This window comes from Streptomyces poriferorum (assembly GCF_019399235.1).
GTDB classification, from domain to species: Bacteria; Actinomycetota; Actinomycetes; order Streptomycetales; family Streptomycetaceae; genus Streptomyces; species Streptomyces poriferorum.
In genome coordinates this window covers 33,389-56,207 of the sequence record NZ_JAELVH010000055.1, presented here as the reverse complement: position 1 = coordinate 56,207, position 22,819 = coordinate 33,389, and the positions used below count along the sequence as shown (strand labels likewise).

At 70.8% G+C, this 22,819-nt stretch carries 18 protein-coding genes and 1 pseudogene; 12 read left to right on the top strand and 7 right to left on the bottom strand.

From position 1 onward, the window contains the following. Together JGS39_RS12855 and JGS39_RS12850 are read right to left on the bottom strand one after the other, a co-directional pair. Nucleotides 1-379: pseudogene (locus JGS39_RS12855) on the bottom strand (DNA helicase RecD); the annotation flags it as partial. Then, on the bottom strand, nucleotides 376-1,359 hold the full coding sequence (locus JGS39_RS12850; RefSeq protein WP_219568997.1) for an aldo/keto reductase: 984 nt from the start codon (nucleotides 1,357-1,359) through the stop codon (nucleotides 376-378). The pseudogene JGS39_RS12855 and the gene JGS39_RS12850, both read right to left, overlap by 4 nt. A gap of 140 nt (nucleotides 1,360-1,499) precedes the next feature. Here JGS39_RS12850 and JGS39_RS12845 point away from each other — a divergent pair, with 140 nt between their 5' ends. Together JGS39_RS12845 and JGS39_RS12840 are read left to right on the top strand one after the other, a co-directional pair. Next, nucleotides 1,500-2,549 carry an LLM class F420-dependent oxidoreductase gene (locus JGS39_RS12845; protein ID WP_219568996.1) on the top strand — a complete coding sequence of 350 codons (1,050 nt, stop codon included), beginning with the start codon at nucleotides 1,500-1,502 and terminating at the stop codon, nucleotides 2,547-2,549. A gap of 302 nt (nucleotides 2,550-2,851) precedes the next feature. Next, nucleotides 2,852-3,640 carry a ferritin-like domain-containing protein gene (locus JGS39_RS12840; protein WP_219568995.1) on the top strand — a complete coding sequence of 263 codons (789 nt, stop codon included), beginning with the start codon at nucleotides 2,852-2,854 and terminating at the stop codon, nucleotides 3,638-3,640. A 25-nt stretch (nucleotides 3,641-3,665) separates the two neighbouring features. Here the strand turns inward: JGS39_RS12840 and corA are convergent, their stop codons facing one another. Beyond that, the gene (corA, locus tag JGS39_RS12835) at nucleotides 3,666-4,652 is read right to left on the bottom strand and encodes a magnesium/cobalt transporter CorA (protein ID WP_219568994.1); all 987 of its coding nucleotides are present in this window, start codon (nucleotides 4,650-4,652) and stop codon (nucleotides 3,666-3,668) included. A gap of 55 nt (nucleotides 4,653-4,707) precedes the next feature. Here corA and JGS39_RS12830 point away from each other — a divergent pair, with 55 nt between their 5' ends. The 5 genes from JGS39_RS12830 (at nucleotide 4,708) to JGS39_RS12810 (ending at nucleotide 11,451) form a co-directional block, all read left to right on the top strand. Continuing rightward, nucleotides 4,708-5,421 carry a histidine phosphatase family protein gene (locus JGS39_RS12830; RefSeq protein ID WP_219568993.1) on the top strand — a complete coding sequence of 238 codons (714 nt, stop codon included), beginning with the start codon at nucleotides 4,708-4,710 and terminating at the stop codon, nucleotides 5,419-5,421. A 108-nt stretch (nucleotides 5,422-5,529) separates the two neighbouring features. After that, nucleotides 5,530-6,120: a DUF3090 domain-containing protein gene (locus tag JGS39_RS12825; RefSeq protein WP_020207450.1), complete on the top strand. Its 591-nt coding sequence runs from the start codon at nucleotides 5,530-5,532 to the stop codon at nucleotides 6,118-6,120. Beyond that, complete coding sequence (locus JGS39_RS12820) at nucleotides 6,084-6,923, top strand: SCO1664 family protein (protein WP_219568992.1); 840 nt, start codon at nucleotides 6,084-6,086, stop codon at nucleotides 6,921-6,923. The genes JGS39_RS12825 and JGS39_RS12820 overlap by 37 nt, the downstream gene beginning before the upstream one ends. A 138-nt stretch (nucleotides 6,924-7,061) precedes the next feature. Continuing rightward, nucleotides 7,062-8,291 carry a cysteine--1-D-myo-inosityl 2-amino-2-deoxy-alpha-D-glucopyranoside ligase gene (mshC, locus tag JGS39_RS12815; protein ID WP_219568991.1) on the top strand — a complete coding sequence of 410 codons (1,230 nt, stop codon included), beginning with the start codon at nucleotides 7,062-7,064 and terminating at the stop codon, nucleotides 8,289-8,291. Between the two features lie 109 nt (nucleotides 8,292-8,400). Continuing rightward, nucleotides 8,401-11,451, top strand: a complete 3,051-nt coding sequence (locus JGS39_RS12810) for an NPCBM/NEW2 domain-containing protein (protein ID WP_219568990.1) — start codon at nucleotides 8,401-8,403, stop codon at nucleotides 11,449-11,451. 63 nt (nucleotides 11,452-11,514) lie between these two features. Here the strand turns inward: JGS39_RS12810 and JGS39_RS12805 are convergent, their stop codons facing one another. Next, nucleotides 11,515-12,567, bottom strand: a complete 1,053-nt coding sequence (locus JGS39_RS12805) for a PAC2 family protein (protein WP_219568989.1) — start codon at nucleotides 12,565-12,567, stop codon at nucleotides 11,515-11,517. Nucleotides 12,568-12,825: 258 nt separating this feature from the next. Between JGS39_RS12805 and JGS39_RS12800 the strand changes: the two genes are divergently transcribed. The 5 genes from JGS39_RS12800 (at nucleotide 12,826) to JGS39_RS12780 (ending at nucleotide 18,682) form a co-directional block, all read left to right on the top strand. Beyond that, the gene (locus JGS39_RS12800; RefSeq protein WP_219568988.1) at nucleotides 12,826-14,163 is read left to right on the top strand and encodes an enolase C-terminal domain-like protein; all 1,338 of its coding nucleotides are present in this window, start codon (nucleotides 12,826-12,828) and stop codon (nucleotides 14,161-14,163) included. Further along, a complete protein-coding gene (locus JGS39_RS12795; protein WP_219568987.1) occupies nucleotides 14,160-14,939 on the top strand; it encodes an SDR family NAD(P)-dependent oxidoreductase in 780 nt (259 codons plus the stop codon). Before JGS39_RS12800 ends, JGS39_RS12795 begins: the two co-directional genes overlap by 4 nt. A 130-nt stretch (nucleotides 14,940-15,069) precedes the next feature. Further along, the gene (locus JGS39_RS12790; protein WP_219568986.1) at nucleotides 15,070-16,110 is read left to right on the top strand and encodes a sugar ABC transporter substrate-binding protein; all 1,041 of its coding nucleotides are present in this window, start codon (nucleotides 15,070-15,072) and stop codon (nucleotides 16,108-16,110) included. A gap of 2 nt (nucleotides 16,111-16,112) precedes the next feature. Further along, entirely contained in the window at nucleotides 16,113-17,633 is a 1,521-nt protein-coding gene (locus tag JGS39_RS12785; protein ID WP_219568985.1) for a sugar ABC transporter ATP-binding protein, read from the top strand. After that, complete coding sequence (locus tag JGS39_RS12780; protein ID WP_219568984.1) at nucleotides 17,630-18,682, top strand: ABC transporter permease; 1,053 nt, start codon at nucleotides 17,630-17,632, stop codon at nucleotides 18,680-18,682. Before JGS39_RS12785 ends, JGS39_RS12780 begins: the two co-directional genes overlap by 4 nt. A 98-nt stretch (nucleotides 18,683-18,780) precedes the next feature. Here JGS39_RS12780 and JGS39_RS12775 read toward each other — a convergent pair whose 3' ends face one another. The 3 genes from JGS39_RS12775 to glpK form a co-directional block, all read right to left on the bottom strand. Continuing rightward, nucleotides 18,781-19,452 carry a FadR/GntR family transcriptional regulator gene (locus tag JGS39_RS12775; RefSeq protein WP_219568983.1) on the bottom strand — a complete coding sequence of 224 codons (672 nt, stop codon included), beginning with the start codon at nucleotides 19,450-19,452 and terminating at the stop codon, nucleotides 18,781-18,783. Between the two features lie 194 nt (nucleotides 19,453-19,646). Further along, nucleotides 19,647-21,260 carry a glycerol-3-phosphate dehydrogenase/oxidase gene (locus JGS39_RS12770; RefSeq protein ID WP_219568982.1) on the bottom strand — a complete coding sequence of 538 codons (1,614 nt, stop codon included), beginning with the start codon at nucleotides 21,258-21,260 and terminating at the stop codon, nucleotides 19,647-19,649. Between the two features lie 6 nt (nucleotides 21,261-21,266). Then, nucleotides 21,267-22,808, bottom strand: a complete 1,542-nt coding sequence (glpK, locus tag JGS39_RS12765) for a glycerol kinase GlpK (RefSeq protein WP_219568981.1) — start codon at nucleotides 22,806-22,808, stop codon at nucleotides 21,267-21,269. Nucleotides 22,809-22,819: the final 11 nt, after the last annotated feature.

The following is a 22,819-nucleotide window of genomic DNA, read 5'->3' as shown; positions in this document are numbered from 1 at the left end:
CCGCCAGCAGATCGGCCGCCGGGCCGCTCAGCTTCGTACCGGCGGCGATGGGCCCTTCCTTCTCGGCCTTGCGCTTCTCGATCCGCTCGCGCAGTTCGCGCTGGGCGGCCAGCTCCGCCTCGGCCTCGGTGGGTGCCGCGGCAGCGGTGGCGTCGCCCCCGGTGCCCCCGTCCGCGGTGGCCTCCGCGGCGGCTTCCTCCTGGGGCGCGGGCCCGTCCGGCTCCTCCCCGGGTCCGTCGGCCGTCGCCTCGTCGGCACCGTCGTGGGCGGCCTCCGCCTGCTCGGCGGGTGCGGGCGCGGTGGCGGGCTCGTCCGCGACGACGCTGTCGTCGTCGGTGGCCGAGGGGCCGGGGGATTCCCCCCGGGGAAGCGCAGTCACAGCGTGCTCCAGTCCTGGTCGGGATAGCGGTGCACGGGCGCCGACACATCGTCGAGCGCCTGGCAGATCTCGTCAGGAAGACTAAGCGTCTCCACTGACAATGCCTCCGTGAGCTGCTGCGCGTTGCGCGCGCCGATGATCGGGGCCACCACTCCCGGCCGGTCCCGTACCCAGGCCAGGGCCACCTGGAGCGCCGTGGTGGCCAGCCCGTCGGCCGCCGTCGCCACCGCGTGCACGATGCGGCTCGCCGGGTCGTCGAGATACGGCTCGACGAACGGGGCCAGCAGCTCGGAGGCGCCGCGGGAGTCCGCCGGGGTCCCCGCGCGGTACTTGCCGGTCAGCACGCCCCGGCCCAGCGGGGACGACGGCAGCAGCCCCACGCCGAGGTCGAGCGCGGCCGGCAGTACCTCGCGCTCCACGCCCCGCTGCAGCAGCGAGTACTCCATCTGCGTACTGGCCAGCCGGGTCCGTACCCCGGGCGAGGCGAGCTGCCAGGTCGCGGCCTTCGCCAGCTGCCAGCCGCAGAAGTTGGACACCCCCGCATACCGGGCGCGGCCGCTGGAGACCGCGATGTCCAGCGCCTGGAGCGTCTCGTCCAGCGGGGTCATGGGGTCGAAGGCGTGGACCTGCCACAGATCCACGTAGTCCGTACCCAGCCGCGCCAGTGAGGCGTCCAGGGCGGCCAGCAGATGTCCGCGCGAGCCGTTGAACCTGCGGTACGGATCGGCCACGCTGCCGGCCTTGGTCGCGATGACCAGATCGTGCCGCGGCACCAGACCGGCGACGAGCTGTCCCAGCAGGTACTCGGCCTCCCCGCCGCCGTACACGTCCGCCGTGTCGACCAGGGTGCCGCCCACCTCCCAGAACGCCTTCAGCTGCTCGGCAGCGTCGTGCTCGTCGGTGTCCCGGCCCCAGGTGAGGGTGCCGAGCCCGATCCGGGACACTCGAAGGCCGGTGCGGCCGAGATGCCTCTGCTCCATGGGCGCTGAGGTTACTGGCCGGAGCCGCGCACATGGCAGGCCTGTGGACAACCGGGGCCCGGGTGGCCCCTGCCGCATCACCTTCCCGCGCGCTAGAGTCCGGAGCACAGGGACGTTACTGATCAGTAAGGGGAGCGGCTATGCGGCTCGGCATCAATCTCGGTTACTGGGGCGCGGGAATGGACGGCGACAACCTCGCCGTCGCGCAGGAGGCCGACCGGCTCGGCTACGACGTCTGCTGGGCGGCCGAGGCGTACGGCTCCGACGCGCCGACCGTGCTGTCCTGGGTCGCCGCGCAGACGGAGTCCATCGACGTCGGCTCCGCGATCATGCAGATCCCGGCCCGCCAGCCCGCCATGACGGCCATGACCGCGGCCACGCTCGACTCCCTCTCCGGCGGCCGCTTCCGCCTCGGTCTCGGGGTGTCCGGGCCGCAGGTCTCGGAGGGCTGGTACGGCGTCAAGTTCGACAAGCCGCTCGCCCGCACCCGGGAGTACGTCGAGATCGTCCGCAAGGCGATGGCCCGGGAACGGCTCTCGTACGAGGGACAGCACTGGACGCTCCCGCTGCCCGGCGGCCCCGGCAAGCCGATCAAGCTGACCGTGCACCCCGAGCGCGAGCACATCCCGCTCTACATCGCCGCGATCGGGCCGAAGAACCTGGAACAGACCGGCGAGATCGCCGACGGCGCCCTGCTGATCTTTCCGTCCGCGGAACATCTGGAGGACACCGCGATGCGGTACCTGCGGGCCGGGCGCGAGAAGGCCGGCAAGACCATGGACGGCTTCGACGTCTGCCCGACCCTGCCGCTCGCCGTGGGCGACGACGTCAAGGGCCTCGCCGACATGTTCCGGCCGTACACCGCGCTGTACGTCGGCGGCATGGGCAGCCCCAAGCAGAACTTCTACAACCAGCTCGCCCAGCGCATGGGGTACGAGAAGGAGGCCGCCGAGATCCAGGAGAAGTACCTGTCCGGCGACAAGGCCGGCGCCGCCGCCGCCGTGCCCCACCAGCTGATCGACCAGACCACCCTGCTGGGATCGGTGGAGCGGATCGCCGACCGGATGCAGGCCTACGCGGCAGCCGGTGTCACGACCCTGACCCTGGCCCCCGCGGGCTTCACGCTCGACGAGCGGATCGCCGCCCTGCGGGCCGGCACGGACGCACTGGAGCGGTCCGGGCTCGCCTAGGGCCTCTCGTCCGGGACCCGGCGGGGCTCGCCAGGTCCGGACGAAAGGCCACCGGTCCGTCTCCGCGACGGGCAGCACTACGGCCGTGGTGGGGGCTCGGGGATCCTCCCCGCCACGGCCGTCACCGGGAACAACGCGGGCGGGACGGTTGGGTTACGGGCCGTGCGGAAACCTTTCGCCAGTGGCGGGGCCGCGACGGGGCCGGTACCCCGTTCGGCCCAGTGCGGGAGCGCTCCTGTTGCCCGCCGGGACCGTGCGCATTTGACTGGCGCTCGGCAGACGCCGGCACGGAGGTGGCAGTGATGCTCTCGGCAAAGAACCTGTTCCAGGAGATGCTCGACGACGACGACGCGTTCCGGCTGTTCTGCTCGATCGCTGCCAGCGGGGAATCCCAGGGCGGCTGGGAGAACGGCCGCATCGCCGCGCTCGTGCCCGCGAGCCAGCGCGCGCTCGCCCCGAAGATCGCCAGGCACGGCGCCGACGAGGACAAGCACGGGCGGATCTTCAACGCCCTGCTGAGGAAGCGCGGTCTGACGGCGGTCCCGGTCCCGCACGAGACCGACTACACGATGCTGCTGGAGAAGCACGGCATCGGACTCGCCCACGAGCAGCTGGGGCGCGAGGAGCCGCTCACCGAGCGCGACATCATCACCTACCTCGCCCACAGCCGGGTCACCGAACAGCGCGCCTCCGAGCAGATGCGGCTGCTGCGCAAGCACTTCGCCGACCACCCCGAGCTGGGCCGCGCGGTCAGGATGATCTCCAACGACGAGGACAACCACCTCGCGTACTGCCACGAGGAGCTCCTGCGCTTCGCCGCGGCCGGGCACGGCCGGACCATCCAGCACATCCTGCGCGAGTGCGCCCTCGCCGAGATCGGGGTCTACCGCGATGTCAGCCTGGCCGTGATGGATCACATGGGCCGCGTCCTCGGATGGTCCCGGGCGAAGGCCGCGGTGCTCGCGGCGGGGATCCACGCCGTCCACGCGTACGAGCGGCTCGTCGGATGGCGGCGCATGGTCAGCCTGGCGCCTCCCGAGCGGCGGGACGCGCTGGGCGGGCCGGCCGTACCGGCACCCGAGTTCGCCTGAGCGGGCGGGTCCGTCCGCCCGGCCGTCAGAGCCAGCCGCGGCGCTTGAACTGGCGGTACAGGCCGATGACGGCGCCCGCCATCAGCAGGACGATCACCGGGTACGCCCAGACCCACCCCAGCTCGGGCATGTGCTCGAAGTTCATGCCGTAGATCCCCGCGACCATGGTCGGCACGGCCGCCATCGCCGCCCAGGCCGAGATCTTGCGCATGTCGTCGTTCTGCCGCACCCCCATCTGCGCGAGATGCGCCGACAGGATGTCCGAGAGCAGCCGGTCCAGCCCCTCCACCTGCTCGTTGGCGCGCGTCAGATGGTCCTGGACGTCCCGGAAGAACGGCTGCGAGTGCTCGTGGACGTACGGCACCCCCGCGCTTGCCAGCCGGGCCATCGGCGCCGCCAGCGGGACCGTCGCCCGGCGGAACTCCAGCACCTGGCGCTTGAAGGTGTAGATGCGGGCCGCGGTGTTCTTGGAATCGCCCGTTCCGCTCGGGGCGAAGACCTGCGTCTCCAGCTCCTCCAGGTCGACCTGGAGCTCACCCGCGACATCGATGTAGTGGTCCACGACCGCGTCGCTGATCGCGTACAGGACCGCCGTCGGCCCGTGCTTGAGCACATCGGCCTCGGCCTCCAGCCGGCGGCGGACCGCTGCCAGGGGCGCTCCCTCGCCGTGCCGGACCGTCACCACGAACGAATCGCCTATGAAGACCATCAGTTCGTCCGCACTGACCGTGTCGCTGTCGTGCTCGTACACGATCGGTTTGATCACCGCGAACAGCGAGTCGTCGTACACCTCCAGCTTCGGCCGCTGGTGCGCGGACAGCGCGTCCTCGACCGCCAGCGGATGCAGCCCGAACTCGCTGCTCACCAGGTCGAACTCCTTCTCCGTGGGCTCGTGCAGGCCGATCCACAGGAACGCGTCACCGCTGGCGCGCGCCTCGTCGAGGGCGTCGGAGAAGTCGGCGGGGCCCTCGGTGCGGCGTCCGTCCCGGTAAATGGCGCAGTCCACGATCACGCGCGCATTCTTCCCTGCTCCGGTCCCCGGCGCACCTTTGCGTACGCTGGCCGGTATGCCGACCCTGATCCTCGTACGCCACGGACGCTCCACCGCCAACACGTCCGGGGTGCTCGCCGGCCGCACCCCCGGTGTCGCACTCGACGAGCGCGGCACCGAGCAGGCCGCCGCGCTGCCCGGACGGCTGGCCGCCCTGCCCCTCGCCGCCGTCGTCAGCAGCCCCCTGCAGCGCTGCCGCGAGACCCTCGGGCCGCTCCTCGCGGCCCGGCCCGGACTGACGCTCCACACCGAGGAGCGGATCAGCGAGTGCGACTACGGGGACTGGTCCGGACGCAAGCTCGCCGAGCTCACCGACGAGCCGCTGATGAAGGTCGTGCAGCAGCATCCGTCCGCCGCGGCGTTCCCCGGCGGCGAGTCGATGCGGGCGATGCAGGCACGCGCCGTCGACGCGGTACGCGACTGGAACGCGAGGATCGAGGAGGAGCACGGCGAGGACGCCGTCTACGTCATGTGCTCCCACGGCGACATCATCAAGTCGCTGGTCGCCGACGCCCTCGGCATGCATCTGGACCTCTTCCAGCGCGTCCACGCCGACCCGTGCTCCGTCACCGCGATCCGCTACACCAGGCTCCGCCCGTTCCTGCTGCGCCTCGGTGACACCGGCGATCTGGCCTCCCTGGCACCCCGCGAACCGGCTCCCGACGCGAGCGCCGGGACGGGCGGCGGCGAGGAGGACGCGGCGGTCGGGGGCGGCGCTGGGGCACCGTGATCGCTCCGCGCAGTAGGGTGGACGCGCCGTAGGCGCCTTTCCGGGGGGACTCTCCCGGCCCGGCCCGGCCGACCCTCATATGCCGTCAATTTTCAAGGGAGACAGGACGTGTCCCGTCAGGTGTTCCTCTACGACCCCCCGGACCGTTTCGTGGCCGGCACGGTCGGGCTGCCTGGACGTCGTACGTTCTTCCTGCAGGCATCCTCAGGCGGACGTGTCACCAGCGTTGCCCTGGAGAAGACCCAAGTCGCCGCGCTCGCCGAGCGGGTCGACGAACTGCTCGACGAAGTGGTGCGGCGTACCGGCGGGAATTCGCCGGTGCCGGCCGTGGCCCCGATGGACGTCACCGACACCGCCCCGCTCGACGTCCCCGTCGAGGAGGAGTTCCGGGTCGGCACCATGGCGCTCGCCTGGGACGGCGAGGAACAGCGCATGATCGTCGAGGCGCAGGCCCTGGTCGAACTGGACGCGGACTCCGTCGAGGACCTCGCGGAGGCCGAGGAGCGGCTGCTCCAGGACGAGGAGAACGGCCCGCCGATGCTCCGGGTCCGGCTCAGCGGCGCCCAGGCCAGGGCCTTCGCCAAACGCGCCCTGGACGTCGTGAACGCCGGCCGCCCCCCGTGCCCGCTGTGCAGCCTGCCGCTCGATCCGGAAGGACACGTATGCCCGCGCCAGAACGGATACCGTCGCGGCGCCTGAGCGACGACGGGCTGATCACCCTGCTCGGCAAGGGGCAGCTCACGGTCCTCGGACAGGTCCGCGGGGCCTCCAACGCGGTGCTCTACTGCTCGGTCGACTACGAGGGCGAACAGGCGCACTGCGTCTACAAGCCGGTGGCGGGCGAGCAGCCCCTGTGGGACTTCCCCGACGGCACCCTCGCCCAGCGCGAGGTGGCCGCCTACGAGGTGTCCGAGGTGACGGGGTGGGGCCTGGTGCCCCCGACCGTGCTGCGGGACGGGCCGTACGGCCAGGGCATGTGCCAGCTCTGGATCGAGGCGGCGCCCGAGGACGAGGACGCCCCCGGCCTCCTCGCGCTCGTCGAGGACGAGGAGGCGGGCGAGGGCTGGAAACCAGTGGTCCTCGCCGAGGTGGGGGAGGGGAGGACGGCGCTGCTGGTGCACGCGGACGATCCCCGGCTGCGCCGCCTTGCGGTGCTCGACGCCGTGATCAACAACGGTGACCGCAAGGGCGGCCACCTGCTGCCCGCGCCCGACGGCCGGCTGTACGGCATCGATCACGGTGTGACCTTCAACGCGGACGACAAACTGCGCACGCTGCTGTGGGGCTGGGCGGGCGAGCCGCTGCCGGCGGAGGCCGTCGAGGTGCTGGACCGGCTGGCCGCGGAACTGGAGCCGGAGGCCGCGCTGGTCACCCGGCTGGGGGAACTGATCACCGCCGCGGAGATCGAGGCCCTGAGGGCCCGTGTGGCGGCGTTGCGGGGCACGGGGCTGCACCGCGAGCCGAGCGGCGAGTGGCCCGCCATCCCGTGGCCACCGGTGTGATCAAGCCCCGGTGACCGCCGCGGGGCCCCGGGAACCGCCGGGGCATGCATCTTCCGGGACGGGGCGCAAGAGTGCCTCTTCGGTCAGGATGCCCCCACCGGTTCGTATCCGGAAGCCGCGTCCGGTTACGCTCGTGGCATGCATGCCTGGCCCGCTTCTGAGGTCCCCGCCCTGCCTGGCAAGGGCCGCGACCTTCGGATCCACGACACCGCGACCGGCGGACGGATCACCCTTGACCCCGGTCCCGTCGCCCGCATCTATGTCTGCGGCATCACGCCGTACGACGCGACCCACATGGGTCATGCGGCGACCTACAACGCGTTCGACCTCGTTCAGCGCGTGTGGCTCGACACCAAGCGGCAGGTTCACTATGTCCAGAACGTGACCGACGTGGACGACCCGTTGCTGGAGCGGGCCGTGCGCGACGGACAGGACTGGACCGAGCTCGCCGAGCGCGAGACGGCCCTGTTCCGTGAGGACATGACTGCCCTGCGCATGCTCCCGCCGCAGCACTACATCGGAGCCGTCGAGGCGATACCCGGCATCGTGCCGCTCGTCGAACGGCTCCGGGACGCGGGCGCCGCCTACGAACTCGACGGCGATGTGTACTTCTCCGTCGACACCGACCCGCACTTCGGCGAGGTCTCGGGCCTCGACGCCGAAGCGATGCGGCTGCTCTCCGCCGAACGGGGAGGCGACCCGGACCGCCCGGGCAAGAAGAACCCGCTCGACCCGATGCTCTGGATGGCCGCCCGCGAGGGCGAGCCGAGCTGGGACGGTGCCTCCCTCGGCGCCGGACGGCCCGGCTGGCACATCGAGTGCGTGGCCATCGCCCTGGACCACCTCGGCATGGGCTTCGACATCCAGGGAGGCGGCTCCGACCTCGCCTTCCCGCACCACGAGATGGGCGCCTCGCACGCCCAGGTGCTGACCGGCGAGCACCCGTTCGCCCAGGCGTACGTGCATGCCGGCATGGTCGCCCTGGACGGCGAGAAGATGTCCAAGTCCCGGGGCAACCTGGTGTTCGTCTCGGTGCTGCGCCGCGACGGCGTGGACCCGGCGGCGATCCGCCTCGCGCTGCTCTCGCACCACTACCGCTCCGACTGGGAGTGGACCGACCAGGTGCTCGCCGACGCCGTGGCACGGCTCGCACGGTGGCGCGCCGCCGTCTCCCGGCCCGACGGGCTGTCCGCCGACGCCCTGGTGGAGGAGGTCCGGGCGGCGCTCGCCGACGACCTGGACGCCCCGGCCGCCCTGGCCGCCGTGGACCGCTGGGCCGAGCGGCAGACCGCCGGGGGCGGGACGGACGAGGGAGCGCCGGGACTCGTCTCGCGCACCGTCGACGCCCTGCTCGGTGTCGCGCTGTAACCGCCCGCCGTATTACGTCCGTTCACCGGCCCCGAACTTCTTGATGAAGTTCGGGGCCGGTTCCGTTTTGTCCATGGTCAAATGCTCGATGCTGCGCTAAAAGCGCTCTATGCAATCATCAACGCGCATCAGAGGGGCAGTAGTTGCAGCGCTGCTGGGCCTGCTCGCCGCGGTCTCGGGACCGGGCAGCGCACAGGCGGCGGACCCGGCCGAACCCGCCGGCACGACGGTCGGCGATCTCACCGGCTTCACGGCCGACGGACCGGTGTACCGGCTGAGTGCGGGGGCCGCGAAGGCCCGCGTCAGCTTCGTGTCCGAGGAGACCTTCCGTATCGAACTGGCCCCGGACGGCACGTTCGAGGACCCCGCGGGCGACGCCATCGTCCTGCCGCAGGGCGCACCGCCCCGCACCCGGTGGAAGGAGCGGAGCGACCGCTACGACCTCTCCACGGGAGACGTCACGCTGCGTGTCTACAAGTCGCCTCTGCGGTTCGCCCTGTACCGGGCCGACGGCAGCCAGGTCTGGTCCGAGGCGAAAGGGCTGAGCTGGGACGGCGACAAGACCACCCAGACGCTGGCCCGCGGCGCCGACGAGCAGTTCTACGGTGCCGGGATGCAGAACGGCCGCGGCAACACCTCGCACCGGGACAAGACCGTCGAGGTCGGCGTCGACTACAACTGGGACGACGGCGGGCACCCCAACTCGGTGCCGTTCTACCTCTCGTCGGCCGGCTACGGCGTCTTCCGCAACACCTTCGCGCCGGGCACCTACGCCTTCACCGACCCGGTGACCACAACCGAGCAGGAACAGCGCTTCGACGCCTACTACTTCGCGGGCGACAACGCCAAGGACGTCATCGGGCAGTACACGAAGCTGACCGGCAAGCCCTTCCTGCCCCCGGTGTACGGCATGGAGATCGGTGACGCCGACTGCTACCTGCACAACGCCAACCGCGGTGAGCGCCACACCCTGGACGCGCTGAAGGTCGCCGACGGCTACGTCGAGAACGACATGCCGAACGGCTGGATGCTCGTCAACGACGGCTACGGCTGCGGCTACGAGGACCTCGCCGAGACCGCGCAGGGCCTCCAGGACCGCGACATGCAGCTCGGCCTGTGGACCCAGGACGGCATCGAGAAGATCGCCGAGCAGGTCAAGGCCGGCCAGCGCGTCGCCAAGCTCGACGTCGCCTGGATCGGCGAGGGCTACAAGTTCGCCCTCGACGGATGCAAGGACGCCTACAAGGGCATCGAGGACAACAGTGACGCCCGCGGCTTCACATACGCCCCCGAGAGCTGGGCGGGCGCACAGCGCTGCGGTGTCCAGTGGTCCGGCGACCAGTACGGCACCTGGGACTACATCCGCTGGCAGATACCGACCTACGCGGGCGCCACGATGTCCGGCCTCGCCTACACCACGGGCGACGTCGACGGCATCTTCGGCGGCAGCGCCAAGACGTACACCCGTGACCTCCAGTGGAAGATGTTCCTCGGAACCACGATGACCATGGACGGCTGGGCCGCCAGCGACAAGCAGCCCTTCCGTTACGGGGAGCCGTACACCTCCGTCAACCGCGACTACCTCAAGCTCAAGGAGTCGCTGCTGCCCTACCAGTACTCCTACGCCCACGAGGCGACGAAGACCGGTGTCGGCATGGTCCGCCCGCTGGTGCTGGAGTACCCGGACGACCCGAAGGCCGCGACGGACGCCGCGAAGTACGAGTTCATGTCAGGCGAGGACTTCCTCGTCGCGCCCGTCTACCAGGACAGCACCGAGCGCGACGGCATCTACCTGCCGAAGGGCACCTGGACCGACTACTGGAGCGGCCGGACCTACCGGGGGCCGGTCACCGTCGACGACTACAGCGCCCCGCTCGACACGCTGCCGCTGTTCGTCAAGGGCGGCGCCAGTGTGCCGATGTGGCCGGGCATCCGCTCGTACAAGGACCGCACCGCCACCTCCCCGCTCGCCTGGGACATCTACCCGCAGGGCCGTTCCTCCTTCACGCTGTACGAGGACGACGGCGTGACCCGGCAGCACCGCGACGGCGCGTACGCCACCCAGCAGGCCGACGTCCGGGCACCGGTCGAGGGGGCGGGCGACGTCACCGTGGACATCGGTGAGAGCAAGGGGAAGTTCGAGGGCAAGCAGAGCAGCCGCCCGTACGAGTTCAGCGTGCACACCGGCTCCGCGCCCAGTGCCGTGAAGCTCGCCGGCAAGCTGCCCCGGCTGGACTCGGCCGCCGCCTACGCCTCGGCGAAGCAGGGCTGGTGGTACGACCGCGACGACCGCGGCGGCGTGGTGAAGATCAGGACCGCCCCGCTGTCCACGGGCAAGAAGTTCTCCGTGAAGCTGGAGAACACCAGCGCGGTCGGCGGCCGGAACGCGCCCGCGGCCGCCACTCTCTTCGCACCGCAGGGACAGGAGACCGGCGCCGGTGCCGCGAGCACCGTGGCCGTCGACGTCACCGCGGGCACGGCCGATGTGACGGACGCCGTGGTCTCGCTCGACGTCCCCGAGGGCTGGCGGGCCACGCCGGCCGCGGCCGTGGACCGGATTCCGGCGGGCACCACCCGGCGCGTCGAGGTGGAGGTCACCCCGGCGAAGGACGCCGAGGCGGGAGAGGCCCGGATCACCGCACTCACGCGCTACCGGTCGGCGGGCGAGTCCCGCACGGCCGTCCAGCGCTTCGCCACCGCCGTGATGCCGGCGCCGCCCACCGGTGAGGTGTGGGCGAGCGACCTCGAATGGCTGACCTCCGCCAACGGGTACGGACCCGCGGAGCGCGACCGCAGCAACGGAGAGTCGGGCGCGGCCGACGGACACCCGCTGACCCTGGCCGGGAAGGTGTACGAGAAGGGGATCGGCACCCACGCCGACTCCGACATCGAGGTCTATCTCGGCGGACAGTGCTCGAGGTTCACCGCCGACGCCGGGATCGACGACGAGATCAACGGCTACGGCGAAGTGGCGTTCTCCGTCGAGGCGGACGGCAAGGTGCTGTGGACCTCGCCGAAGGTGACGGGGGCCTCGGCGGCGGTGCCGGTCGATGTGCCGCTCGACGGCGCGCGGCATGTGCGTCTGAAGGTCACGGACACCAACGGGTCCAAGACCGGCGACCACGGGGACTGGGGCGCGGCGCGCTTCGTCTGTTCCTGAATGCCGGCAGCGACGCAGGGGAGCCGGGCGGGTACGCACCCGCCCGGCTCCCCGCTGCCCGGATCAGTCCTCCGAGGAGTCGTCCGGCGAGTCCTCCGACGAATCCTCCGGCTCCCCGCTGCCCGCGGAACCACCGGCCGGCGGGGAACCCCTCCCGGGGCCGGTCTCCGGCCTGGGCGGCTTCGGCGGCCTGGTCCGGCCGCTGCTCGACGGGTCCCGCAGGTACGAGCCGTCACCGCTCTCCGTGGCGTGCCCGCCCGGAGCCTGGCCGGGCCCGGGGTCCCGGCGCCGCAGATAGCGCTCGAACTCCCGGGCGATGGCCTCACCGCTCGCCTCGGGCAGCTCCGCGGTGTCCCGGGCCTCCTCCAGCGTCTGCACGTACTCCGCCACTTCGCTGTCCTCGGAGGCCAGTTGGTCGACCCCGAGCTGCCAGGCACGTGCGTCCTCGGGCAGTTCGCCCAGCGGGATGCGCAGCCCGATGAGGTCCTCCAGACGGTTCAGCAGTGCCAGCGTGGCCTTCGGGTTGGGCGGCTGGGAGACGTAGTGCGGCACCGCCGCCCACAGACTCACCGCCGGCACACCGGCGTGCGTGCATGCCTCCTGGAGGATGCCGACGATGCCGGTCGGCCCCTCGTACTTGGTCTCTTCCAGGTCCATGGTCCGCGCCAGATCCGGGTCGGACGTGACACCGCTGACGGGCACCGGCCGGGTGTGCGGGGTGTCGCCGAGCAGCGCACCGAGCACCACCACCATCTCGACGCCCAGTTCGTGGGCGAACCCCAGGATCTCGTTGCAGAACGAGCGCCAGCGCATCGACGGCTCGATGCCCCGGACCAGGACGAGATCGCGGGGCTTGTCGCCGCCGATACGGACCACGGAGAGCCTGGTGGTCGGCCAGGTGATCTTGCGTACCCCGCCGTCCAGAAAGACGGTCGGGCGGTTGACCTGGAAGTCGTAGTAGTCCTCGGCGTCCAGCGCCGCGAACACCTCGCCCTTCCACTCCCGGTCCAGATGCGCGACCGCCGTGGAGGCGGCGTCACCTGCGTCGTTCCACCCCTCGAACGCGGCCACCATGACCGGGTCGATCAGCTCGGGAACCCCCTCGAGCTCGATCACCCAGGCCTCCTTCCGAAGTTCCCTTGCGTACGGAACAACCTTACGGCTTCCGGCCACTCCCGCCGCAGCCCTTGCGCAGGGTGGGGCGAACCCGGCCGACGGGAAACGCGTCATTGGCCGCAGCGGGGTGTCGGTCTCGCCAGACATCCGAGCTGTGCGGGGTCAGTTTCCGCTCAACTCTGGACGTTGGGACCTTCAGGGCGCTATACATCGGATGACCACAGCAGAGGTCCGATGTTATTTCCCCTGGGGGCGCACATGAGTCAGACCGTCACGGACTTCGAGGTCCACGACATCCGTTTTCCGACCTCGGAACAACTGGACGGCTCGGACGCCATGAACCCCGATCCCGACTACTCGGCCGCCTATGTCGTGCTGCGCACCGATGGAGCGGACGGTGACGGCGGCGGCATCGAGGGGCATGGCTTCTGTTTCACCATCGGGCGCGGCAACGAGGTGATGGCGGCCGCCATCGAGGCGCTGCGGCCCTATCTGACCGGACGGCCGGTGCCCCGTACCGCGGCCGACCTCGGCGAGCTGTACCGGGACCTCACGCACGATTCCCAACTGCGCTGGCTGGGCCCCGAGAAGGGCGTGATGCACATGGCGGCGGGCGCGGTCCTCAACGCCGCCTGGGACCTGGCCGCCAAGCACGCGGGCAGACCCGTCTGGCAGTTCCTGGCCGGCATGACGCCCGAGGAACTCGTGTCCCTCGTCGACTTCCGCTACCTCACCGACGCCCTCACCCCCGAGGAGGCGCTCGCGATCCTGCGCGCCGCCGAGCCGGGCCGGGCCGAGCGCGCGGAGCGGCTGCGCGCCGAGGGATACCCGGCCTACACCACCTCGCCCGGCTGGCTCGGCTACTCCGACGACAAGCTGGTGCGGCTGGCGAAGGAGGCCGTCGCCGACGGCTTCACCCAGATCAAGCTGAAGGTCGGCGGTGACGTCGCCGACGACGTCCGCAGGCTCGCCCTCGCCCGGGACGCCGTCGGCGCCGGTGTACGGATCGCCGTCGACGCCAACCAGCGCTGGGACGTCGCCGACGCGGTGGAGTGGATGACCGCGCTCGCGCCGTACGACCCGCACTGGATCGAGGAGCCGACCAGCCCCGACGACATCCTCGGCCACGCCGCCGTGCGCGCCGGCCAGCCGGTCAAGGTCGCCACCGGTGAACACGTCGCCAACCGCGTCGTGTTCAAGCAGCTGCTCCAGGCCGGAGCCGTCGACTTCGTCCAGATCGACGCCGCACGCGTCGCCGGTGTCAACGAGAACCTGGCGATCCTGCTGCTCGCCGCCAAGTTCGGCGTGCCCGTCTGCCCGCACGCCGGGGGTGTCGGACTGTGCGAGCTGGTCCAGCACCTCTCGATGTTCGACTACGTGGCGGTCTCCGGCACCTGGGAGGACCGGGTGATCGAGTACGTCGACCACCTCCACGAACACTTCGTCGACCCCACCGTGATCGAGTCCGGGCGCTACACCGCTCCGGCGGCACCGGGCTTCTCCGCCCGCATGCACCCCGAGTCGATCGCCGCACACCGCTACCCGGAGGGCCCCGTATGGCAGGCCCGCCGCACCAACGAGGAGGACAGCCGATGACCGGCACACGCGACTTCGAGGGGATGAACGCTCTGGTGACGGGCGGCGCCTCCGGCATCGGGGCCGCCGTCGCGACCATGCTGCTGGAGCGCGGCGCGCGCGTCGCGGTACTCGACCGGGAGACCGCGGGGGCACCCGAGGGGGCCCTGGCCGTCAAGGCGGACGTCACCGACGACGCCGCCGTCCGCGCGGCCGTCGACGGGGCCGCCGCCGAACTGGGATCCCTGCACACGCTCGTGTCCAACGCGGGCATCGGCTCCATCGGCAGCGTCGAGGACAACGACGACGACGAGTGGGCCCGGGTCCTGGACATCAACGTCGTCGGCATGGTCCGCACCGCCCGGCACGCGCTGCCGCACCTGCGCAGGGCCGCGGCCGAGCGCCCCGGCGCCGTATCGATCACCCAGACCTGCTCGATCGCCGCGACCGCGGGGCTGCCCCAGCGCGCCCTGTACAGCGCGAGCAAGGGCGCCGTCCTGTCCCTGACGCTGGCCATGGCCGCCGACCACGTCCGCGAGGGCATCCGCGTCAACTGCGTCAACCCGGGCACCGCGGACACCCCGTGGATCGGCCGGCTGCTCGGTCAGGCGGGCGACCCGGCCGCCGAACGCGCGGCCCTCAACGCCCGGCAGCCGCTGGGCCGGCTGGTCTCCGCCGACGAGGTGGCCGCCGCGATCCTCTACCTCGCCAGCCCCGCCGCGGCCTCCGTGACGGGCACGGCCCTGGCCGTCGACGGCGGAATGCAGGGCCTGCGCCTGCGCCCCGCCGACAGCTGACCCGGGACGCGCGGTCCGGACGGGACGGTCGGGACCGCACCTCTCACAGCATCCGCACCACCTGTACCACGGACCCCCGCAACGCCGTCAGATCCTTCGAGCCGGTACTTCACAAAGGAACGGGACACCAATGAGAGTGCGTACGACGAGTGCGGCGGCCTGCGCCGTGCTGCTGGCCGTCACTGCCCTCGCGGGCTGCAACCGCGAATCATCGGACAAGGGCGCGGGCAGCGAGAAGATCGGCATCGACCTGCCGCGCAGTGACAGCGACTTCTGGAACTCCTACCAGAACTACGTCGAGAAGGGGGTGAAGGACGGAGACGTCAAGGCCCTGCCGCTGACCAACTCCCAGAACGACATCGGCAAGCTCGTCGCCAACGTCCAGACCTTCACCGACCAGGGCGCCAAGGCCGTGGTGATGGCCCCGCAGGACACCGGTGCGATAGCCGAGTCGCTCAACCAGCTGAACGACAAGAAGATCCCCGTCATCAGCGTCGACACCCGCCCGGACAAGGGCGACATCTACATGGTGGTGCGCGCCGACAACAAGGCGTACGGGACGAACGCCTGCAAGTACCTCGGCGAGCAGCTGAAGGGCAAGGGCAAGGTCGTCGAGTTCCAGGGAGACCTGTCCTCGATCAACGGCCGCGACCGGTCCGAGGCCTTCAAGGCCTGCATGGACAAGGACTACCCGGGCATCAAGGTGTTCGAGCTGGCCACCGAGTGGAAGGGCGACGTCGCGTCCGCCAAGCTCCAGTCCACCCTGGCCGCACACCCCGACATCAACGGCATCTACATGCAGGCCGGCGGCGTCTTCCTGCAGCCGACCCTCGCGCTGCTGGAGCAGAAGAAGCTGCTGAAGCCGGCCGGCACCCCGGGCCACATCACGATCATCTCCAACGACGGCATCCCGGAGGAGTTCGACGCCATCAAGGCCGGGAAGATCGACGCGACGATCTCCCAGCCCGCCGACCTGTACGCGAAGTACGCGCTGTACTACGCCAAGGCGGCCCTGGCCGGGAAGACCTTCAAGGAAGGCCCCACCGACCACGACTCGAACATCATCAAGATCCAGAACGGCTTCGAGGACCAGCTTCCCGCGCCCCTGGTGACCAAGGACAACGTGGACGACCCGAAGCTGTGGGCCAACCAGCTGGAGAAGAAGAGCTGATCATGGACCAGGCACCACCACCTGCCGTACAGGCGGAAGGCGTCGTCAAACGCTTCGGGCCGACCGTGGCGCTCGACGGGGTGAAGCTCACCGTTCAGCCCGGTGAGTCGCACGCACTCGTCGGACGCAACGGCGCGGGCAAGTCGACGCTGGTCAGCGTGCTGACCGGCCTCCACAAGGCGGACGCGGGCACGGTCACCTTCGGCGGGGAACCCGCGCCCGCCTTCGGGGACACCACGGCCTGGCAGTCGAAGGTCGCCTGCGTCTACCAGAAGTCCATGGTCGTCCCCGACCTGACCGTCGCGGAGAACCTCTTCCTCAACCGTTTCGACGAGAAGTCCCGCTGGATCAGCTGGGGGAGGCTGCGCAAACGCGCGGAGCAGCTCCTCGCCGATTACGGCGTCCAGGTCGACCCGAACACCCGGGCGCGCGATCTCGCCGTGGAGCAGCGGCAGTTCGTCGAGATCGCCCGCGCGCTGTCCTTCGGCGCCCGGCTGATCATCCTCGACGAGCCGACCGCCCAGCTCGACGCCCGGGGTATCGGCCGGCTCTTCGACAAGCTCCGGGAACTGCAGGACCAGGGAGTGGCGTTCCTGTTCATCTCCCACCACCTGCAGGAGGTGTACGAGCTGTGCACGGCGGTCACCGTCTACCGCGACGCCCGCCATGTCATGACCGCCCCGGTTGCCGACGTCACGAAGACGGAACTGGTGGCGGCCATGACGGGCGAGAAGTCCGCCGGTGCCACCGCCTGGCACGCGGCGGGCACCGCCACACCTCCCGACGCCTCGGCGGAGCCCATCCTGCGTACCGAAGGGCTCACCCTGGAAGGCCGGTTCGAACCGCTGGACCTCCAGGTACACCCCGGTGAGGTGCTCGGGCTCGCGGGCTCCGCGGCCAGCGGCAACACCGCGCTGGGCGAGGTGCTGGCGGGCATGCGCAAGGCGGACGGCGGCACGGTCCGGGTGCACGGCAAGGACGTGCGGTCGGGAAGCGTGCCGCACGCGCTGGACGCCGGGATCGGCTACATCCCCGAGGACCGGCACGACCAGGGGCTGGTCCTGGAGCGCAGCGTCGCCGAGAACGCCACGCTCACGGTTACCGACCAGCTCGGCCCATGGGGGACCGTACTTCCCTCCCGTACGCGGGAGTTCGCCCGGGGCATGATCGAGTCGCTGGACATCAAGACCCAGGGACCCGAGCAGCCCGTCTCCGGCCTCTCCGGCGGCAACCAGCAGAAGGTGGTGGTCGCCCGCGCACTGGCCCGCGAGCCCAGCGTGCTGGTGGCGGTCCGGCCCACCGCGGGAGTGGACGTCAAGTCCAAGGACTCGCTGCTCGGGGTCGTCCGGCGGGTCGCCGACGAGGGCAACGCCGCAGTCGTCGTCTCGGACGAGCTGGACGATCTGCGGGTCTGCGACCGGGTCCTCGCCCTGTTCCACGGCCGGGTCGTCGCAACATTCGCAAGTGGGTGGTCCGACGGGGAACTCGTCGCCGCCATGGAAGGTGTGGGGGAAAGGGAATGACCGGCACGATACGGCCGTCGACGGCCGACGACTTCAACGGGGCACTGAAGGGCGGTGCGGGCGACGACAGCCCGCTGAGCCGGCTCAAGCTGATCCGGTGGAGCGACTTCTCCCTGGTGCCGGTGATCCTGGTGCTGATGCTGATCGGCTTCATCGTCTCGCCGGTCTTCCTCACCTCCGACAACCTGATCAGCGTCGTCCAGCAGTCCTCCGAGCTGAGCCTGCTGGTCCTGGGCCAGGCGCTGATCCTCATCTGCGGCCGGATGGACCTCTCGCTGGAGTCGACGATTGGCATCGCGCCCGTCGTCGCCATGTGGCTGGTGCTGGACTCCGACGGCGGCCGCTTCGCCGGCCTCGGATTGTTTCCCAGCTGGTCGGCGATCCCGCTCTGTCTGCTGGTCGGACTCGTCATCGGAGCCATCAACGGCTTCCTGATGCTGAAACTGAGGGTCAACGGCTTCATCGCCACACTCGGCATGCTGACGATGCTGCGCGGCCTCCACATCGGCATCACCGAGGGCAAGTCCATCACCGACGTCCCGGAGTCCTTCCGCTACCTCGGAAAGGCCTCGTGGTTCGGTGCCCCGGCCGCCGTCTGGATCTGCCTGGTCCTCTTCGCGATCGGCGGCGCGGCCCTGGCCTGGCTCCGCCACGGACGCTCGCTGTACGCGATCGGCGGCAACCCGGAAGCGGCACGCGCCGCAGGCATCCGGGTCGACCGGATCACCTGGATCGTGCTCGCCATCGGCGGTCTGCTGGCAGCGTTCGCGGGCATCCTCTACACCGGCCACTACGGGGCGGTCGCCGCGACCCAGGGCAACGGCTGGATCTTCCAGGTGTTCGCCGCGGCCGTGATCGGCGGCATCAGCCTCAAGGGCGGCCGCGGCACGCTGTTCGGTGCGCTGACCGGCGTACTGACGCTGCAACTGGTGGTCAACGTGATGACGCTCGGCGGCGTCCCGGCGCTGTGGAACCAGTTCCTCAACGGCGCCATCATCATCGTCGCCCTGGTCATCTCCCGCTTCGCGAGCGGCGAGAAGCAGGACTGAACTTCTCGGTTCACTCACGCCGGACGGGCCATTCCAGCCCGTCCGGCGTTTGAGGACCGGGGTCCGGGGCGGAGCCCCGGTAGGCCCCGCACCCGCGGCTAAAGCGTCGACCGCAGCCACTGCTCCACGCTGGCGACGTGCACCGTCGCCCACGCCCGCGCAGCCTCCGCGTCGCGGTCCCGCAGCGCCGAGAGGATCGCCCGGTGCTCGTGGAGCGTGCGGCTCACCGCGTCCTCCTGGGTCAGACCGCGCCACACCCGCGCCCGGGTCGTCGGACCCGAAAGCCCGTCGAGCAGCGAGCAGAGCACCGAGTTGCCGGACGACTGCACGATGCCGCGGTGGAACTCCAGATCGCAGGCCACCAGCTCCTCGACCGAGGGGCGCTCGCCCAGCGCGTCCAGCTGGGCGCTCAGCACGTCCAGCTGCTCCTCACTGATCCGGGCCGCCGCCATGCCGGTCGCCGCCGGTTCCAGGATCCGGCGGACCGCCAGGAACTCCAGCACCGTGTCGTCGCGGTGGAAGTCCACCACGAAGCTCAGCGCCTCCAGCAGCAGCTGGGGGTCGAGACTGGTGACGTACGTACCGTCGCCCTGCCGTACGTCGAGAATGCGGATGAGCGACAGAGCGCGCACCGCCTCCCGCAGCGAGTTGCGGGACAGGCCGAGCTCCGCGGCGAGTTCGCTCTCCTTGGGGAGACGATCGCCGGGCCGTAGCGCACCCGAGACGATCATTCCCTTGATCTTCTCGATGGCCTCGTCAGTGACAGCCATGGGCGACCTCCAGACATCCGATGTATCGACCCATTATGCGTCCCCGAGGAGGGCCGTCGCGCCGTTCGGGCCGACCTTTGCCCTGCCTGTGCCGCGACGCCGAACCGCTTCGTCCGGTTCCGTGCGGCAGAGTCCGAAAGGCGCACGCGCGAACGGGGGCGGCGTCCGCCGGACGCCGCCCCCGTTCACCCGGGTCAGCCCTTCCGCTCGCCCAGCACCGACTCGACGCCGGCCCGGATCTCGTCCGTCGCCAGGCCCCGGATCGTCAGCGTCGTACGGCGCCGCAGCACGTCGTCCGCGGTCTCGGCCCACTCGTGGTCCCGCGCGTAGGCGACCTGCGCCCAGATCTCCGGTGCGTCGGGGTGGATGCGCTTCGCGAGCTCCGGGTTCTCGTTGGCCAGCCGGGCGATGTCGAAGGACAGCGAACCGTAGTGCGTGGCCAGGTGCCGTGCCGTGTCGGCGGACATCCGCGGCCCCGGCGTACCGCCGTCGACCAGCAGCCGGTGCGCCACCGCGTTCGGGTTGGCGATGCCGGGCAGCGGGAGCTTCCTCGGCAGCCGCGAGACCGGCTCCATGTCCTCACCGAGAGGATGTCCGGGGAGCGCGGCCAGCTTGTTCATCACCGTGCGGCCGATGTGGCGGAACGTCGTCCACTTGCCGCCCGCCACCGACAGCATCCCGCCGCGGCCCTCGGTCACCACCGTCTCGCGCTTGGCCTTGGACGTGTCACCGGGCCCGCCCGGCAGCACCCGCAGCCCCGCGAAGGAGTACGTGATCAGATCGCGCGAGAGCTGCTGGTCCCGGATCGAGAACGCCGCCTCGTCCAGGATCTGCGCGGTGTCCTTCTCGGTCACCGCGACGTCCGCCGGGTCGCCCTCGTACTCCTCGTCCGTCGTACCGAGCAGCAGCATGTCCTCCCACGGAAGGGCGAACGTGATGCGGTACTTGTCGATCGGCGTGGCCAGGGCGGCCTTCCAGGGGCGGGTGCGCTTGAGGACCAGGTGCGCGCCCTTGGACAGACGTATCGACGGGGCCGCGTCCGGGTCCTCCAGCTTCCGCAGGTGGTCGACCCACGGACCGGTGGCGTTCAGCACCAGCCGGGCGGTGACGCCGAACTCGGTGCCGTCCGTACGGTCCTCCAGGTCCGCACCCGTCACCCGGCCCCTGGTGAAACGCAGCCCGGTCACCGCCGCGTGGTTGAGGACGGTCGCCCCCGCCTCGACGGCCGCGCGGACCGTCATCAGCGCCATCCGCGCGTCGTTCATCTGGTCGTCGCCGTACACCGCGACGGCCTTCAGATTGTCCGTACGCAGCTCCGGCACATCGCGCTGCGCCTTCGCCGGGCTGATCACGTGGCCGACACCGTCACCGAAGGCGGACAGCGCCGAGTACGCGAACACGCCCGCGCCGAGCTTCGCCGCGCCGTGCGGCCCGCCCTTGTAGACGGGGAGGTAGAAGGTGAGCGGATTGGCCAGGTGCGGGGCCACCTGACGCGAGACCGCACGTCGCTCGAAGTGGTTCTCCGCGACCAGCTTCACCGCGCCGGTCTGCAGGTAGCGCAGACCGCCATGGAGCAGTTTGGAGGAGGCGGAGGAGGTGGCGCCGGCGAAGTCGCCGGCGTCCACCAGGGCCACCCGCAGCCCGGACTGCGCGGCGTGCCAGGCGGTGGAGATGCCCAGAATGCCGCCACCGATCACCAGGAGGTCGTACGTCGCCTTGGAGAGCTGCTCCCGTGTCTCGGCGCGGCTCGGAAGGGAGCCGGAGGCCGGGTGCGTCCCGAGGGCGGGGACGCTCTGCAGGGTGGTCATGTTTGTCTACTCCTCGTCGTCCAGCCAGCCCATGGTCCGTTCCACGGCCTTGAGCCAGCTCTTGTACTCGCGGTCGCGGGTGTCCGCGTCCATGCGGGGGGTCCACTCGGCGGCCCGGCGCCAGTTGGCGCGCAGCGCGTCGGTGTCGGGCCAGAAGCCGACGGCCAGGCCGGCGGCGTAGGCGGCGCCGAGGCAGGTGGTCTCGGCGACCATGGGCCGCACCACGGGTGCGTCCAGGAAGTCGGCGAGCGTCTGCATCAGCAGGTTGTTGGAGGTCATTCCGCCGTCGACCTTGAGCGCGGTCAGCTCCACGCCGGAGTCCTTGGTCATCGCGTCGCTGATCTCGCGGGTCTGCCAGGCGGTCGCCTCCAGTACGGCACGGGCGATGTGCGCCTTGGTGACGTAGCGGGTGAGACCGGCGATGACACCGCGGGCGTCGGGGCGCCAGTACGGGGCGAACAGCCCGGAGAAGGCCGGGACGAAGTAGGCGCCGCCGTTGTCCTCGACCGACGAGGCCAGGGTCTCGATCTCGGCCGCGGACTGGATGAGGCCCATCTGGTCGCGCATCCACTGCACCAGCGAACCGGTGACGGCGATCGAGCCCTCAAGGGCGTAGACCGGCTTCTCGTCGCCGATCTGGTAGCCGACCGTGGTCAGCAGCCCGTTGTAGGAGTTCACGGGCGTCTCGCCGGTGTTCATCAGCATGAAGGTGCCTGTGCCGTACGTGGACTTGGCCTCGCCCTCGGCGAAACACGTCTGGCCGAACAGCGCGGCCTGCTGGTCACCCAGCGCGGAGGCGACCGGCACGCCGTCGAGCACACCGCCCTTGGCGTTGCCGTACACCTCGGCCGAGGACCGGATCTCGGGCAGCAGGGCCGCCGGGATGTCCATGGAGGCGAGGATCTTGTCGTCCCACTCCATGCGGTGCAGGTTCATCAGCAGGGTGCGCGAGGCGTTGGTGACGTCGGTGACGTGGACGCCGCCCTCGGTGCCGCCGGTCAGGTTCCAGATGACCCAGGAGTCCATGGTGCCGAAGAGGATGTCGCCGCGCTCGGCGCGCTCGCGCAGCCCCTCGACGTTGTCGAGCAGCCAGCGGACCTTGGGACCGGCGAAGTACGAGGCGAGCGGCAGCCCGGTCTCGCGGCGGAAGCGGTCCTGGCCCACGTTGCGGCCGAGCTCCTTGCAGAGCGCGTCGGTGCGGGTGTCCTGCCAGACGAGGGCGTTGTGGACGGGCTCACCGGTGTGCTTGTCCCAGAGCAGCGTGGTCTCGCGCTGGTTGGTGATACCGATCGCCTTCACGTCGGCGGCGGTGATGCCGGCCTTGACGATGGCGCTCGCCACGACCTTCTGGACGTTCTCCCAGATCTCGGTCGCGTCGTGCTCGACCCAGCCCGGCTTCGGGAAGATCTGCTCGTGCTCCTTCTGGTCAACGGAGACGATCCGGCCGTCCTTGTCGAAGACGATGCAGCGGCTGGAGGTGGTGCCCTGGTCGATGGCCGCGATGAACGGCCCGGTGCCGTGGGTGCCGGTGGTGTGTGCGTCGGTCACGGTGTGCTCCC